Here is a 15612-nt window from a genome sequence, read left to right as displayed (position 1 = left end):
CGCGCGATGGCCGGTGAATTCGCCCTCATTGACGCGCTGCGCGCGATAGCGACGACACCCGGCGCCCGGGCGCTGGCGGACGATGCTGCAGTGCTCTCCATCGGCGGCGAAACGCTGGTGCTGACGCTCGATACCCTGGTCGAGGGCGTCCACTACTTGCCGGGCGATCCGGCGGGCGACGTCGCGTGGAAGCTCGTCGCGGTGAACGTCTCAGACCTTTCCGCCAAGGGCGCCACGCCGCTGGGCTGCCTCTATTCCCACGCTTTGGGCGAGGACGAATGGGACCGGGCGTTCCTCGCCGGTCTCGATGCCGCCTGCCGCCATTTCGCCATTCCCCTCCTCGGCGGCGACACCGTGCGCATGCCCGAGGGCTCGGCGCGCAGCTTCTCGCTGACCGCGCTGGGCACCGGGCCGAAGGACTGCGCCGTTCCCTGCCGCACCGCCGCCTGCGTCGGGGACCGTGTGTGGGTGAGCGGCACGATCGGCGATGCCGGCCTGGGGCTGGCCGCTGCCTCCGATCGGCTTGAAGGCGCTGCAGAGCATGTCGCCACGCTGGCTGGGCGCTATCGCCGGCCCATGCCCGAGCCGCGCCTCGGCGCGGCGCTGGCGCCGCTGGTCCATGCGATGATGGACATATCCGACGGCCTGCTGGTCGATGCCTCCCGTATCGCCGATGCAAGCGGGGTTGCGGTCCTGATCAACGCCGAAACGGTGCCGCTTTCTCCCGCCCTGCTCGCCGTCGCAGGAGACTCCCTACAGGCGCGCGTCGCCGCGATGACGGTGGGCGACGACTACGAACTGCTGTTCACCGCGCCGCCCGTCCATACCGCACTCATCCGCGAAGCCGCCAGCGCCCTGGGCCGGCAAGTCACCGCCATCGGCACGGTCGGCGAAGGCAGCGGGCTTTCGCTCGTCCACGACGGCCATCCGATGCCGCTGCCTGAACGGCTAGGCTACCAACACTGACCATCGTCCCGGACCTGATCCGGGAAGGCGGCGGATCAGATGCCCGCTTGCCAGCCCCCCGCCTTCACGATAGCCCTTGCCGCCTCGAGCGGGAAAAACCCGTCGAGTAACAAAACCCATTGGGAAGGGGGCGTTCAGTGAATTTGATCACGATCGCAATTGTCTTGGGGCTTCTGGCCATCGTCTATGGCTTCGTCACCAGTCGTCAGGTGCTGAGTTCTCCGGCAGGCACCGAAAAGATGCAGGAGATCGCCGCCGCCATCCAGGAAGGCGCGCAAGCCTACCTCAAGCGGCAATATTCCACCATCGCCGTCGTCGGCGTCGTCGTCGCGGTCATCCTCGCGGTAACGCTGGGCGCGATTTCGGCGACCGGGTTCGTCATCGGCGCGATCCTCTCGGGGCTCGCCGGCTTCATCGGCATGAACATCTCGGTGCGCGCCAACGTGCGCACCGCCGCCGCCGCGCAGAAGGGCCTGCAGGCGGGCCTGACGCTGGCGTTCCGCGCCGGCGCGATCACCGGCATGCTGGTGGCGGGCCTCGCCCTGCTCGCGATCTCGGTGTTCTTCTGGTACCTCACCGCCATCGCCGGACACACCGTGGGCGGCACCGACCGCACCGTGGTCGAGGCGCTGACCGCCCTCGCCTTCGGCGCCTCGCTCATCTCGATCTTCGCGCGCTTGGGCGGCGGCATCTTCACCAAGGCCGCTGACGTGGGCGCAGACCTCGTCGGCAAGGTCGAGGCGGGCATCCCCGAGGACGACCCCCGCAACCCCGCCGTCATCGCCGACAACGTGGGCGACAACGTGGGCGACTGCGCCGGCATGGCCGCCGACCTGTTCGAGACCTACGTCGTCACCGTGGGCGCCACCATGGTGCTGACCGCGCTGCTGGTGAAGGGGCTCGGCGCGTATCTGCTCGCGCTGATGACGCTGCCGCTACTGATCGGCGGCGTCTGCATCGTAACCTCGATCATCGGCACCTATTTCGTCCGCCTCGGCGCCTCCAACAACATCATGGGCGCCATGTACAAGGGCTTCCTGGTGACCGCGGTACTGTCGATCCCGGCGATCTACGGGTGCATCTTGTTCGTCCAGCAGGGCGACATGGCGGCGCCCATCGGCGACCTGGGCTTCGCCGGCATGGACCTGTTCTGGTGCGCGCTGCTGGGGCTCGTCATCACCGGCCTCATCATCTGGATCACCGAGTACTACACCAGCACCGCCTACCGCCCGGTGCGCTCGATCGCCAAGGCCTCGGAGACGGGCCACGGCACCAACGTGATCCAGGGCCTCGCCATCAGCCTCGAGGCGACGGCGCTGCCGACGATCGTCATCGTCGCCGGCATCATCATCGCCTACCAGCTCGCCGGGCTGCTGGGCATCGCCTATGCGGCGACGGCCATGCTGGCGCTGGCCGGCATGGTCGTGGCGCTCGACGCCTACGGCCCGGTCACCGACAACGCCGGCGGCATCGCCGAGATGGCCGGCCTCGACGACGACGTGCGCTCCAGGACCGACGCGCTCGACGCGGTGGGCAACACCACCAAGGCCGTCACCAAGGGGTATGCCATCGGCTCGGCGGGTCTTGCCGCGCTGGTGCTGTTCGCCGCCTACACCACCGACCTGCGCGAGTTCTTTCCCGAGCTTCACGTGAACTTCAGCCTCGAAAATCCCTACGTCATCGTCGGGCTGCTGCTGGGCGCACTGCTGCCCTACCTGTTCGGGGCAATGGGCATGACGGCGGTGGGCCGCGCGGCAGGCGACGTCGTCCTCGACGTGCGCGCGCAGTTTCGTGAAAAGCCGGGCATCATGACCTATGAGGAAAAGCCCGACTACGCCCGAACGGTCGACCTCGTCACCAAGGCGGCGATCAAGGAGATGATCGTGCCTTCGCTGCTGCCGGTGCTGGCGCCGATCGCAGTCTACTACGTGATCGGCTGGGTCGGCGGCCGCGCCAACGGCTTCGCCGCGCTCGGCGCGCTGCTGCTGGGCGTGATCGTCAGCGGGCTCTTCGTGGCGCTGTCGATGACCTCTGGCGGCGGCGCGTGGGACAACGCCAAGAAGTACATCGAGGACGGCCACCACGGCGGCAAGGGTTCCGATGCCCACAAGGCGGCCGTCACCGGCGACACCGTCGGCGATCCCTACAAGGACACCGCGGGTCCGGCGGTGAACCCGATGATCAAGATCACCAACATCGTCGCGCTGCTGCTGCTCGCGGCGCTGGCGGCGGGGTGATCCATGCGTCGTCCCCGGCGTGGCCGGGGACGACGTGTTACATTAGCATTTCCTTGATGGATGTCCGCTATTCGTCTCTCGAACCGGCAATCGGCCGAGCATTCGGGAAATCCGCTCAGGTGGCATCCAAGGCCCACGACCAGATCGCGCCGCGGGCTCCTGCCCGCCCCGCACGCTCGCGCCTGACCTGCGTGCCATGGCGCGACCTTGAATCCGAAATCGACGCCTGGAATCGCCTCGCACACGCCGCCAGCGAGCCCAATCCCTTCTTCGAGAGTTGGTATCTCCTGCCCTCGCTGCGCCACCTGCCGGATACCGGGCAAGTCATGGTGCTCCGCTTCGAACAGGACGGCGAACTGGCCGGCCTGCTGCCGGTGGTCCGCGCAGGTCGCTACTACCGCTGGCCGGTGCCGCAGATTTCGAGCTGGCTCCACGCGAACTGCTTCTGCGGCGTGCCGCTCGTCGCCAAGGGCGCGGAAATGGCGTTCTGGCAGGCCGTGTTGAGTTGGGCCGACGCCGAACCGGGCACGGCCCTGTTCATGCATCTACGCGGGATGGTGCTGGACGGCCCCCTGCACGCAGCGCTGGTAGCCACGGCTGCCGGTGAGGCCCGTCAGGTCGAAGTCGTCCAAAACGAGACCCGCGCAATGCTCGCTTCCGACCTTGCGCCGGACGCATATCTGGACGCCTCGCTGTCGGGCAAGAAGCGCAAGGAACTGCGCCGCCAGTCGAGCCGCCTCGCCGAGGAAGGCGAAGTCGCCTTCGAGCGCCGCGCCGATGCCGATGGCATCGCCGCCTGGTGCGATGTGTTTCTCGCGCTTGAGAAGGCGGGCTGGAAAGGCAGGGCAGGCTCCGCGCTCGCCTGCGACGAGGGCACCGCGCGGATGTTCCGCGAAAGCCTGCACGGCGCTGCCGCTGAGGGCCGGCTGGAACGCCTGACCCTCACGCTCGACGGACGCCCCCTCGCCATGCTGGCGACGTTCCTGACCCCGCCCGGCGCCTATTCGTACAAGACCGCCTTCGCCGAGGAATACGCCCGTTTCTCGCCCGGCGTGCTGCTCCAGCGTGAGAACCTGGCGATGCTGCAACGCCCGGGCATCGCCTGGAGCGACAGCTGCGCCAGCGCCGACCATCCGATGATCGACCATCTCTGGCGGGAGCGGCGCCCGGTGGGCCGGCTTTCGATCGCCATCGGCGGACGCTTGCGCCGCGCCGCCTTCCACCGGTTCGTCGGCGCCGAGATGGCGCGCAACCCTGCCGGATCCCGACCATGAATGCCGTCTTTCCAGCCTCGTCGCACGAGGCGTTCGCAGCCAGTTATCCCGAGGTTCCACACAAGCTGGCCCATGCGCTGGGCGCGCATCCGCTGATGGAGCTGGACGCGCTGGCCCGGCTGGCGGAGGCGCTGCCCGCCGCCTCGATCGAATACAACGCCGCCGACCAGCCGATCGGCGTGGACGGCAAGCCCGCGCCCACCGGCATCCCCATCGGCGAGACGATCCGCCACATCGAGACGACGCGGTCCTGGGCGGTGCTGAAGAACGTCGAGCAGGACCCCGCCTATGCCGGGCTGCTGGCGGGCCTGCTGTCGGAAATCCGGCCCGCCATCGAGGCACGGACCGGACGGATGCTGAAGACGCAAGGCTTCGTCTTCGTGACCTCGGCGGGCGGGGTGACGCCCTACCACTTCGATCCCGAGCACAACATCCTCATGCAGGTTCGCGGCTCCAAGGTCATGACCCAGTTCCCAGCGGGCGACGCGGCTTATGCGCCCGACGAGGTCCATGAAACCTACCACACCGGCGGCGGACGAGAACTGAAGTGGCGGGAGAACCTGCTCGCTGGCGGCCGCGAATTCCCGCTGGCGGCGGGCGAGGCACTGTACGTGCCGGTCATGGCGCCGCATTTCGTGCGCAACGGCCCCGAGCCATCGGTCTCGCTGTCGATCACATGGCGTTCGGAATGGAGCTTCGCCGAAGCGGATGCGCGGGCGTTCAACGGACTGATGCGCAAGCTCGGCCTGAGGCCGTCGCCTCCCGGCCGCTGGCCCGCCACCAACCGCACCAAGGCGCTCGGCTGGCGCATGGCAAGGAAGCTGGGCGCCGGCTGAACGCCGACGCGGGAAGTATGGTGCCCCTGGCCCGACTCGAACGGGCACGCCTTTCGACAAACGATTTTGAGTCGTTCGCGTCTACCATTCCGCCACAGGGGCACGGTCAGGCGGGGCGACGCTTAGACGGCAGTTGCACACCGTTCAAGCCCGATCGCGGGATCCCGGCTCAGAAGTTCCAGTCCATCGCGACGTGGAGAAGGCGAGACTTCATCGCCCCCTTGCGAGAGCCGAGCGTGCCGATCTCGAAACGCGGGCCTTCGTCGTCGGGCTGGTAGGTGAGGCGCAACTTGGTCTTGTCCGGCTTGCCCGCCTCGCCCTCCATTTCCATGATCTGGGAACGCAGCGTCGGGCGGCCCGATCCGGGAAGCACCCTTCCCGTGACCGCGCTCAGGTCGAAGCGGGCCGCGCCCGAGGGGGCAACGCTCTGCGCCTCTGCAGACGCCGGCAGCGCGGCGCAGATCAGCGCCAAGGCGCAATGATGAGAAGCATGGCGTTCCATGGTCCCGCATCATCATGCTGCTTGCGGAAATTACCAAGACGATTGCGTGGCAATTCAGAGACGATCGTTCTCGCTGCGCCAAAGCGAGGCATGCGCGCGACAAACGGAACCCTACAGGTCAAGCGTCGAGGATGGAAAATCAACGGCGGCGGCCATCGTCCCCGGTCAAACCGGGAACGATGGCGCGACTCGTCAGGCCTTGAGCGCGGTCGCCAGCAGCTTGTGGAGGCGCGAATGGAGCACGTCGTTGCCGGCGAGGATCTCGGTGTCGCAGATCGGCTGCGAGCGGCCCTTCCAGTCCGACACGAAGCCGCCGGCCTCGCGCACGAGCAGGCAGCCCGCCGCCGTGTCCCAAGGCTTGAGGTCGGCTTCCCAGAAGCCCTCGTAGCGGCCTGCGGCGACCCAGGCGAGATCGAGCGAAGCGGCGCCGAAGCGGCGGATACCGGCAACCTGCGGAGCCATCGCGTGGTAGATCCGGGTCCACTGGCCGGCGTCGCCATGCCCGGCGAAGGGGATCCCCGTCGCGATCAGGCTCTCGTCGAGGTGGCGGCGCGAGGACACGCGCAGGCGGCGATCCTGCAGCCAGGCTCCGCGCGCCTTCTCGGCCCAGTAGCTTTCGTCGGTGACCGGGTTGTAGATCAGGCCCGCCGTCACTTCGCCCCAGCCCTTGCCGTCGAGACGCGGCTCCTGCACGGCGATCGAGATCGCAAAGTGCGGGATGCCGTGGAGGAAGTTGGTCGTGCCGTCGAGCGGGTCGACGATGAAGCGCGGCTTGGTCGGGTCGCCCTCGATCTCGCCGGCTTCCTCGAAGAGGTAGCCCCATTCTGGCCGCGCGGCGCGCAGTTCGTCCCAGATCGTGCGCTCGGAAGCCTGGTCGGCCTTCGAGACGAAGTCCGCAGGCCCCTTGCGGCTGACCTGCAGGTGTTCGATTTCGCCGAAGTCGCGGCGCAGGCGGTTGCCGGCCTTGCGGGCGGCCTTCTCGATGACGCGGATGAGACCGGAAATGGCGGCCATGACTGTATTTGCTCCTGTGTCCGGCGCGGCCCCCGGATGGGACCTGCCGGCCTCGAATTAGCGCCCGGCGGGGGCAGTTGCCGTTGCGGGCTGGGTCGGATCACCCTTGAAGCCGCAGACGGCGGTCAGCACGGCGAGAACTTCGGCGGGCTTGTCGCGGTGAACCTTGTCGGGGTTCTCGGTGAAGACCTTGTCCATCGATCCGCTGATCTTGCCGAGAGGGTTCTCGTAGAGGCAGCCCACAAGCGCGCTCTTGGCTTCCGGCTTGATCTCGTCCGACTGCAACGCGCTGATCAGGACCTTGAGGTAGAGCACCGCATGCTCGGACTGCACGGCCTGGGCCGCTGCGGGGGCGGCCGGAGCCGCCTTGGGCGCAGCAGCCTTCCTGGGGGCAGCGGCGGCCGCGGGAACGGCGCCCAGAGCGAGACCAGCAAGGGCCACGACAGAAAGAACCGCGCGCATCAGTCGGCCTTCTTCACGTAGGCTTTTTCGTAGACGTCGACGATGATGCGGGTGCCGCTGGCGATGTGCGGCGGCACCATTACGCGCACGCCGTTGTCGAGCATGGCGGGCTTGAAGCTGGAGGACGCGGTCTGGCCCTTCACCACGGCGTCGGCCTCGACGATGGTGGCCTCGACCTGCTCGGGCAGCTGCACCGAGATCGGGCGCTCTTCCCACATTTCGAGGAGGACCTGCATGCCGTCCTGGAGGAAGGCGGCAGCGTCGCCCAGCAGGTCGGCAGGGAGCGAGATCTGCTCGTAGGTTTCGGTGTCCATGAACACCAGATCCTCGCCCTCGGCGTAGAGGAACTGGAAGTCCTTGGTGTCGAGGCGGACGCGCTCGACGGTGTCGGCGCTGCGGAAGCGCACGTTGGTCTTGCGGCCGTCGATCAGGTTCTTCATCTCGACCTGCATGAAGGCACCGCCCTTGCCGGGCTGGGTGTGCTGCGTCTTCGCAACCTTCCAGATGCCCTTTTCGTATTCAAGGATGTTGCCGGGACGGATGTCGACGCCGCTGATCTTCATGGGTTCTTGCCTTCAGACTGGGAAAGAGCTCAAGCATCGCACCGGCGGCGGCGCCGTCACGATCCTTGGAAAGCATGGGCCCTTAGACGAGGCAGCGAGGCATGGCAATTGCTTCGCGCCGATGCTAGCCCATCGCCATGATGCGCACCCTCACCCGACCATCCCGCTTCCGCCATGCTCCGGTCCTGTCCTGCCTGGCGTTCCTCCTGACAGAGGCCGGATGCGCCGCCAGCCCCGCGCCGCCCGCCGCCCCCAGCGGCGCCATCGCGACACTGGCGCTCGGCACCTATACTTGCGAGATGCCCGGCGACGCGGGCGGCGCGGCAGGCAAGCCGATGCCCGACTACGAGTTCCGCGTCGTCAATTCGTCGAGTTACAAGGCCGGCGCGATCCGGGGCAGCTACCTGTTCGCGGGCGACCAGGTGACGATGACCGGCGGGAAACTCAAGGGACTGAAGCTCCACCGCATTTCGACCGGCTTCCTGCGCGAGGTGAAACCCGACGGCAGCGACGGCGACATGCGCTGCGTGAGAACGTCGCGGAAATAACCCGGCGCCGAAGGCGTCACTCCACCAGTGCCGCCTTCAATCGCTCCCGCTTCGCGCCGTCCAGTTCCAGCGCGTCTTCAAGGTAGGCGTCAACGGTGCCATGCCGCTCCTCGATCGCCTTCCAGGCGGTGTCGAGGTATTCCGGCTCGACCCCCATCAGCACGCGCAGCACCGCGTCATCGAGTTGCCCCGTGATGACGCGGATGGTCTCCGCGCCCGAGGCTATGCGCGCCTCGACGTCACCGGCGGTGTTGGTGAGCAGGTAGTCGGCCATGATGTCGTCGCGGTGGACGCCCAGCCCTTCCTGAAGCATCGCGACCGCGATTCCGGTGCGGTCCTTGCCCGCCATGCAGTTCACCAGCCCTGGCCCCGCGCCTTGCGCCGATCGGTCGATGTAGCTCCGGATCATCGCCTGAAGTTCCGGCCGGAAGCAGATGTCGCCGTAGTTGCGCACCAGGCTTTCGCGCGTACCCTCGGCCGTGCGCTGCCGGGTGGTCTGCGCGGCGGCGATGTGCGGGGCGTGACGCACTTCGGGATCGGTCGAGAAAAAGACTTTGGCAGCAAAGGCTTGCGGCCTGCGGCAAGGGTGAGCTCCGCGTTCCTTCGATGTCCTGAGATCGAACACCGAAGCCAGGCCCAACGCGTCGATGCGCGCCAGGTCTTCGTCCGTGGCGCCGTGGTGCTGGCCCGATCGCCACATCATGCCCCGCTTCATCCGCCCCCCGCCGGCCACGGCATAACCACCGGCATCGCGGAAATTGTGAACCCCCTCAAGGACGAGGACACGGTCGTTCACGGCGTTCGCATTCATGGCTTTCCCGAGTCTCGCTATTGCCGATAGTAGCCATGCTTAGTATCGCCTCGAGCAAGGTCGGGACACAGGATTTTTCATGAACGCTGAAACCACGATTGCGGCCGAGGCCCCTGCCGAAGGCGACCTCGTCACGGTGACCGCGCCGCGCAAGCGCCCGCTTCGCAAGGTGCTGATGATCGCCGGCCCGGTCGTGGTTCTGGCCGCCGCCGCGTGGCTCTACCTGACCGGGGGCCGCTACGAATCGACCGATAATGCCTCGCTCCAGACGGGCATGGTCGCGATCAGCCCGAGCGTGGCAGGCACCGTCCTTGCGATCGAGGTCCACGAGAACCAGCGCGTTACCAAGGGCCAGGTCCTGTTCCGCATCAAGGCGAGCACGTTCGAGGCCAATGTCGCCCAGGCCGAGGCCGAACTCGCCAACGCCCGCACCGATGTGGGCTCGCTGCGCGCCGATTACCGCGAGGCGCTCTCGCAGGTCAGCGCCGCCCGCGCCCGCTATGCTTACGCGACCGGCGAGGCCGCGCGCCAGAAGTCGCTCGAGGCCGAAGGCATATCCTCGCGCGCCCAATACGACGAGGCCGCGACCGACGCCCTGACCGCGCGCGACGCGATCGCCGCCGCGCAGGCCAAGGCCGACTCGCTGCGCGCCAGTCTTGCGGGCACCGTGGACGGCGACGTCGAGCGCCAGCCGCTGGTGCGCAAGGCCGCATCGCAGCTCGCACAGGCCCGGATCGGCCTGTCGGACACGGTGGTGCGCGCGCCGCAGGACGGCGTCGTCACCCGCGTCAACCAGTTGCAGGTCGGCAATTTCGTCACCCCCGGACGCCCGGTCTTCATCATGACAGGGCTGAAATTCTGGGTGCAGGCCAACTTCAAGGAAGACCAGCTGCGCTACATGCGCGCCGGCCAGCCCGCGCGGATCACCGTCGATGCCTTCCCCGACCATGACCTGCGGGGCCATGTCGAGAGCTTCAGCCCCGGCACCGGTTCCAGCTTCGCCGTGCTGCCGGCCGAGAACGCGACGGGCAATTGGGTCAAGGTGGTCCAGCGCGTGCCGGTGCAGGTCACGATCGACCGGGTCCCGGCCGGGCTCCCGCTCAGCGCCGGCCTCAGCACCAATGTCGAGGTCGATACCGGCCACGAGCGCCACTTCTTAAGGCCCGACACGCAAACCCCGGCAGCGGCACGCTGACGGCGATGGCGTCCGCCGCCCTGGCCGCCGAGCCGGCCGTCTACCCCACCCGCGCCCGGCGGCTGCTGATCACGATCCCGTCGATGATCGCCTCCACCATGGTCGCGGTCGACATCACCATCGCCAACGTGGCGCTGCCGCACATGCAGTCGAGCCTCTCGGCCTCGCAGGAGCAGGTGCTGTGGGTGCTGACCTCGTACCTCGTCGCGGGCGCCATCGCCACGCCGCTGAGCGGCTGGCTTGCCGGGCGGCTGGGTCGCAAACTGGTGATGCTGGTCTCGGTCGCGGGCTTCACGGTCGCCTCGGCCGCATGCGGGCTGGCGACCGACCTCACCACCATCGTCCTCGCCCGCTTCCTTCAGGGCGCGTGCGGGGCGGCGCTGGTGCCGCTCAGCCAGGCGATCCTGCTCGACATCAACCCGCCCCAGGACCACGCCAAGGCCATGGCGATCTTCGCGCTCGGTTCGATGGCCGGGCCGATCATCGGGCCGACGCTGGGCGGCTACCTCACCGACGCCCTGAGCTGGCGCTGGGTGTTCTTCATCAACGTACCCTTCGGCATCCTCTCGTTCGCGGGCATGTGGGCGTTCCTGGTCCGCCGCCCCAACCGCGAGCATCCGCGCTTCGACATGTTCGGTTTCGCCACCGTGTCGATCGCCCTGGCCTCGCTGCAGCTCATCCTCGACCGGGGGGCGCATCTCGACTGGTGGGACTCGGGCGAGATCCGCATCTATGCCCTGATCCTCATCATCGCCGGCTGGCTCACCGTGGTCCACATGGCGACGGCGAAGAACACCTTCATCCGCCCCGAGCTGTTCCGCGACCGCAACTTCGCGGTGGGCTCTATCTTCAGCATCATGATCGGCATCGTCGCCTTCGCCACGATCCCGCTGATCGTGGTGATGACCCAGTCGCTGCTCGGCTACTCGGCGCTCGACGCAGGGATCGTCGGGTTGCCGCGCGCAATCGGCACGCTCGCCTCGATGCTGCTGGTGACGCGCCTCATCGCCGTGATCGACGTGCGCGCGGTCATCATCGCCGGCCTGTCGATCATGGCCGCGAGCATGCTGATGTACTCGCACATCGACCTCTACGTGGACGAGCGCGCGCTGCTGGCGATCGGTTTCGTGCAGGGCTTCGGCAGCGGGCTGATCTTCGTGCCGATCTCGGTGGTGGTGTTCTCCACCCTGCCCGCCGCCCTGCGCAACGAGGGCGCGGCGATGTACGCGCTCACCCGCAATGTCGGCAATGCGATCGGCATCTCGGTGCTCAACGTGCAGTTCATCCGCGACATCGCCGCCTCGCGCGACACGCTGGTCCAGGGCCTGCGCCCCGACAACCCGGCCGTGCTCTACGCGCGTCCCGACCTCGACTTCGGCTCGACCGAGGCTCTCGCCCGGCTGAGCGGCGAAGTGGCGCGCCAGGCGACCATGGTCGGCAATGTCGCGAGCTACCACTTCGTCTTCGTCCTGACGCTGATGCTCATACCGCTGGTGCTGCTGCTGCGGGCCAGCAGGAGCCCGGTCGACACCGCCTCGCTTCCGATTGGGGAATGACATGAAGCGCCTCTCCCTTGCCGCGCCGATCCTCCTCGTCGCGGGATGCACCACTGTCGGGCCGGACTATACGGCGCCCGAAGCGCCCGCGGCCACGGCAGGCTATGGCGCACCGGCCAAGGCCGAAGCCATTGCCTGGGGCCAGGGCCCCGACGGGCAATGGTGGAAGGCCTTCGCCTCGCCGCGGCTGGACAGCTTCGTCGACCGGGCCATCACCGGCAACCACAGCCTCGCCGCCAGCCGCGCGACTCTCGAGCGGGCGCGCCAGCGGATCGCCGCCGTCCGGGGCCGGCAGCTGCTACAAGTCGATGCCGATGCCCGCGCCGAGTATCAGAAGGTCAACCTCGCCGCCTTCGGCCTGTCCGACAGCTTCGGCGGCGGGGACATCCCGAACCCCGAGTTCGACCTCTACACGCTCGGCGGCGGCGTCTCCTACGACCTCGACCTGTTCGGCCGCAACCGCCGGGCGCTCGAACAGGCCGGCGCCGAGGCGCAGGCGCAGGCGCGCGCGGTGCAGGCCGCGCACCTGCTGATCGCGGGACGGGTGGTCGCGCAGGTGCTCGCCATCGCCTCGCTCAACGACACCATCGCCACGCAGCGCGCCCTGCTCGCGGAAGACGAACGCAACGCCTCGCTGACCGAGGCGCGGCGCAAGGCCGGTGCGGGAACGCTTGTCGAAGTGCTGAGCGCGCAGGGGCAGCTCGCGGGAGACCGCGCCACCACGCCCGCGCTCGAACGCCAGCTGGCGGAGGGCCGTGCGATGCTGGCGGTGCTGCTGGGCCTCTCGCCGGCCGAGCTGGAGGCGACCGACTTCGGCCTGGACGCGTTCGTGCTGCCCGCGCAGGTGCCCGTCGCCCTGCCGTCCGCGCTCGTCCACAGACGGCCGGACATCCTGGAAGCGGAAGCGCGCCTCCACGCCGCGGTCGCGGCCGTGGGTGTGGCCACCGCCGACCTCTATCCCGACGTGACGCTGGGCGCGAGCCTGACGCAGTCGACCTCCGAGCCGGACCGCATCGCCGGCAGCCGCTTCAACGCCTTCGACCTTTTCGCCGGCCTTTCCGCCCCGATCTTCCACGGCGGCACCCTCAAGGCCCAGAAACGCGGGGCCGAGGCGGAAGCACGCGCGGCGGCCGCGCGCTACCGGCAGGTCGTGAAGGAAGCGTTCGGCCAGGTCGCGGGCCTGCTCTGGGCACTCGACACCGACGACCGCGAGATCGCCGCGCGGCAGGAGGCGGCCGAAGTGGCAGGGCGCTCGCTGAAACTGTCGCGCCGCAGCTTCGAGGTGGGCAACAGCGGAGTCCTGCAGGTCCTCGACGCCAACCGGGCCTACCAGCGGGCTCAGCTCACCCTGCTCGACGCGCGGATCCGCCAGTACCAGAACGTCGCGCGGCTCTACGTCGCCACGGCGGGGGGATGGACGCCGGAGAATATACAGTCGGGGGGGTGAAACGGCGCGGGGCGCTCACCGGCACCTTGGCCGAACCGAAGCCTTGCTCGCGGATACGAAGTCCTGTGGAACATGGCGCCATCCACGCGGCAGGCGTGCATCGTCCGGCAAATCCGGAGACACCGACCGCGTGCTTACACCGCGCCGCTATTTCCGCGCCTGTTTAACGCGGCAACGCGCGAATACGCATGCAGATTGCGGGTCAAGCCAGCAGGAAGTATCCCAGCGCCGCCCAGCAGGCCATGCAGAGCAGGATCGCGACGATCAGGCCGCGGCCATCGTGCTCCTCCTCGCTGCGGCCCATGCGCTGCGCCGCATAAACCATGCCGGCAGGCAATCTCGTCGAAAAGCTCCCCGTTTCGGAAAAGCGTTCGAAATGAATAATGTTCTCTTCGGCGACCTTCATATTGCATCCTCAATGCCGAGACGATGTCCGAAGCGCTTCCGGCGCTCTACATCCTGATCAAACCCGCGGGGTGCACCTATTGGCGTCACGTCCCGCTCGTTACCTGTCGAACATATAACAAAATCTGTCAGATTGTTCCAGAATATCCCGAACGCCTCACATGATTTTAATCGCCGGAAAGAATGCGAAATTATATCCACTTAGAGGGTAATTTTTGATCTCGCCGACGACATATTTTTCGCTGCCGTTAGCTGTCGATTTTGCAGTGCAAAATCGGTGATCGTGGTGGATTTTCAGAGGCTCGCAATCGTTGCGCATAAATCGGGGGGGAAATCTGCCGCATGGCAGCAGCCACGGGCCAAATTGGCAGTGCACTGCAACACGCGTGGCGCTGAGGCCCATCCGGGTCGGGATTATGGAGAGGGAGACAGGGCGTTTCGCAGCGGAGCCAAACCGATTCGCGGAGTCGCTTTGAGCCGCCACCGTCGCCCTTCCGCGCCCTTGCCGCCGGCGATGGGGCATTCTAGGCTTGGGCCATGACCGCCAAGCCCAGCCTCAAGATCAAGATTCAGATCCATTGCGGCGCCGAAATTGCCATGGGTCCCGGCAAGGCGGACCTGCTCGACGCCATCCGGCAGCATGGTTCGATCTCCGCAGCCGGCCGTGCCATGACCATGAGCTATCGCCGGGCCTGGCTGCTGGTCGATGCGATGAACCGCTGCTGGGACGGCCCGCTGGTCCACACCGCACCGGGCCGCGCCGCCGGCAGCGGCGCGCGGCTGACCGAGCTGGGCGAAAGCGTGCTCGCCCATTACCGCGCGCTGCAGGACGGCATCGCAATGGCCTCGCGGGGACCGGATTACGACGCGCTGGCGGATCGCCTGCTGCCCGAACCGCGCGCCAGCCAGAAGGACTGACCCTCCCGCCGCGACCAACGCCGCCTCCACCGTGCCTTGCAATGTCGCACGCTCGATATACTGTGCGATACAATATCCCCCCGGAGTTCCCTTGATGTTGAAGTCCCTCGCCCGCTCGATGGCGATGCTGATGGCCGCGTTCGTCATCGCGCTGCCCGCCCAGATCCAGGCGGCGCCGGACCGGCAGGCGCCGCTCGTGCTGGCCGCCGCCAGCCTGCAGGAATCGATGAATGCCGCCGCGGACGGGTGGACGGCCAAGGGGCATCCGCGTCCGCGCATCTCGTTCGCGGGGTCCTCGGCGCTCGCCCGGCAGATTCAGTCCGGGGCGCCGGCGGACATCTTCGTCTCGGCCGACGAGCCATGGATGGACGCGGTGCAGGCCAAGGGCCTCGTCCGCAAGGGCACGCGCGTTTCGTTCCTGCGCAATTCGCTGGTGCTGATCGCCCCGCGCGCCAGCACCGTGCGCCTGCGCATCGCGCCGGGCATGCCGCTCGCCAGGGCGCTGGGAAGCGGCCGCCTCGCGATCGCCGACCCTTCAGGCGTGCCGGCGGGCGTCTATGCCAGGCAGGCCCTGACGAGGCTCGGCGCCTGGAATTCGGTGCAAGGCCAGCTGGCGCCGGGCGAAAGCGTACGGGCGGCGCTGGCGCTCGTCAGCCGCGGCGCGGCGCCGCTGGGCGTGGTCTACGCGACCGATGCGCGCGCCGATCCGGGCGTGCGCGTCGTCGGCGTGTTCCCGGCCTCGAGCCACGACCCGATCAGCTACCCGGTCGCGGTGATCGCCTCCTCGCGCAACCCGGAGGCCGAAGCCTTCCGCCGCTATCTCGTGTCGGCCGAGGGCAAGGCGGTGTTCCGCCGCTTCGGGTTCGGGACGAAATAGC

Annotated in this window: 16 protein-coding genes and 1 tRNA gene; 10 read left to right on the top strand and 7 right to left on the bottom strand. The window is 68.0% G+C overall.

Annotated elements, in window-relative coordinates:
* The first annotated feature begins 6 nt into the window (after positions 1-6).
* The 4 genes from thiL to AC07M9_RS06675 all read left to right on the top strand — a co-directional run bounded on the left by thiL (position 7) and on the right by AC07M9_RS06675 (position 5313).
* A complete protein-coding gene (gene thiL, locus AC07M9_RS06690; protein ID WP_494882380.1) occupies positions 7-966 on the top strand; it encodes a thiamine-phosphate kinase in 960 nt (319 codons plus the stop codon).
* A gap of 137 nt (positions 967-1103) precedes the next feature.
* On the top strand, positions 1104-3203 hold the full coding sequence (locus AC07M9_RS06685; protein WP_494882378.1) for a sodium-translocating pyrophosphatase: 2100 nt from the start codon (positions 1104-1106) through the stop codon (positions 3201-3203).
* A 119-nt stretch (positions 3204-3322) separates the two neighbouring features.
* A complete protein-coding gene (locus AC07M9_RS06680) occupies positions 3323-4477 on the top strand; it encodes a GNAT family N-acetyltransferase (RefSeq protein ID WP_494882377.1) in 1155 nt (384 codons plus the stop codon).
* On the top strand, positions 4474-5313 hold the full coding sequence (locus AC07M9_RS06675; protein WP_494882376.1) for a transcriptional regulator: 840 nt from the start codon (positions 4474-4476) through the stop codon (positions 5311-5313). The genes AC07M9_RS06680 and AC07M9_RS06675 overlap by 4 nt, the downstream gene beginning before the upstream one ends.
* Before the next feature lie 18 nt (positions 5314-5331).
* Here AC07M9_RS06675 and AC07M9_RS06670 read toward each other — a convergent pair.
* The 5 genes from AC07M9_RS06670 to efp form a co-directional block, all read right to left on the bottom strand.
* Positions 5332-5415 (bottom strand) — tRNA-Leu (locus AC07M9_RS06670).
* A 67-nt stretch (positions 5416-5482) separates the two neighbouring features.
* Positions 5483-5815 (bottom strand): hypothetical protein, encoded by a 333-nt coding sequence (locus AC07M9_RS06665; protein WP_494882375.1) that lies wholly within the window; start codon positions 5813-5815, stop codon positions 5483-5485.
* Between the two features lie 192 nt (positions 5816-6007).
* Entirely contained in the window at positions 6008-6829 is an 822-nt protein-coding gene (locus AC07M9_RS06660) for an inositol monophosphatase family protein (protein WP_494882374.1), read from the bottom strand.
* Between the two features lie 57 nt (positions 6830-6886).
* On the bottom strand, positions 6887-7291 hold the full coding sequence (locus tag AC07M9_RS06655) for a hypothetical protein (protein WP_494882372.1): 405 nt from the start codon (positions 7289-7291) through the stop codon (positions 6887-6889).
* Positions 7291-7854, bottom strand: coding sequence for an elongation factor P (efp, locus tag AC07M9_RS06650; protein ID WP_007677137.1), 564 nt, complete (start codon positions 7852-7854; stop codon positions 7291-7293). Before efp ends, AC07M9_RS06655 begins: the two co-directional genes overlap by 1 nt.
* Before the next feature lie 137 nt (positions 7855-7991).
* Between efp and AC07M9_RS06645 the strand changes: the two genes are divergently transcribed.
* Positions 7992-8402, top strand: coding sequence for a hypothetical protein (locus AC07M9_RS06645; protein WP_494882370.1), 411 nt, complete (start codon positions 7992-7994; stop codon positions 8400-8402).
* Positions 8403-8418: 16 nt separating this feature from the next.
* Here the strand turns inward: AC07M9_RS06645 and AC07M9_RS06640 are convergent, their stop codons facing one another.
* Complete coding sequence (locus AC07M9_RS06640) at positions 8419-9198, bottom strand: tyrosine-protein phosphatase (protein ID WP_494882368.1); 780 nt, start codon at positions 9196-9198, stop codon at positions 8419-8421.
* 94 nt (positions 9199-9292) lie between these two features.
* Here AC07M9_RS06640 and AC07M9_RS06635 point away from each other — a divergent pair, with 94 nt between their 5' ends.
* The 3 genes from AC07M9_RS06635 to AC07M9_RS06625 are packed head-to-tail and all read left to right on the top strand — an operon-like array spanning position 9293 to position 13411.
* Positions 9293-10408 carry an HlyD family secretion protein gene (locus AC07M9_RS06635; protein WP_494882366.1) on the top strand — a complete coding sequence of 372 codons (1116 nt, stop codon included), beginning with the start codon at positions 9293-9295 and terminating at the stop codon, positions 10406-10408.
* A 5-nt stretch (positions 10409-10413) separates the two neighbouring features.
* The gene (locus AC07M9_RS06630) at positions 10414-11964 is read left to right on the top strand and encodes a DHA2 family efflux MFS transporter permease subunit (protein ID WP_494882364.1); all 1551 of its coding nucleotides are present in this window, start codon (positions 10414-10416) and stop codon (positions 11962-11964) included.
* Position 11965: 1 nt separating this feature from the next.
* Positions 11966-13411 (top strand): efflux transporter outer membrane subunit, encoded by a 1446-nt coding sequence (locus AC07M9_RS06625; protein WP_494882362.1) that lies wholly within the window; start codon positions 11966-11968, stop codon positions 13409-13411.
* 202 nt (positions 13412-13613) lie between these two features.
* On the opposite strand, the gene AC07M9_RS06620 is transcribed toward AC07M9_RS06625, so the two are convergent.
* Positions 13614-13817 carry a hypothetical protein gene (locus AC07M9_RS06620; protein ID WP_494882361.1) on the bottom strand — a complete coding sequence of 68 codons (204 nt, stop codon included), beginning with the start codon at positions 13815-13817 and terminating at the stop codon, positions 13614-13616.
* Between the two features lie 536 nt (positions 13818-14353).
* Here AC07M9_RS06620 and AC07M9_RS06615 point away from each other — a divergent pair.
* Both AC07M9_RS06615 and modA read left to right on the top strand, forming a co-directional pair.
* On the top strand, positions 14354-14734 hold the full coding sequence (locus AC07M9_RS06615; RefSeq protein WP_494882359.1) for a winged helix-turn-helix domain-containing protein: 381 nt from the start codon (positions 14354-14356) through the stop codon (positions 14732-14734).
* 94 nt (positions 14735-14828) lie between these two features.
* Positions 14829-15611, top strand: a complete 783-nt coding sequence (modA, locus tag AC07M9_RS06610) for a molybdate ABC transporter substrate-binding protein (protein ID WP_494882357.1) — start codon at positions 14829-14831, stop codon at positions 15609-15611.
* Position 15612: the final 1 nt, after the last annotated feature.

The organism is Novosphingobium sp. GW821-FHT09E05 (assembly GCF_059416165.1).
This window is presented reverse-complemented; position numbering and strand designations above follow the sequence as displayed.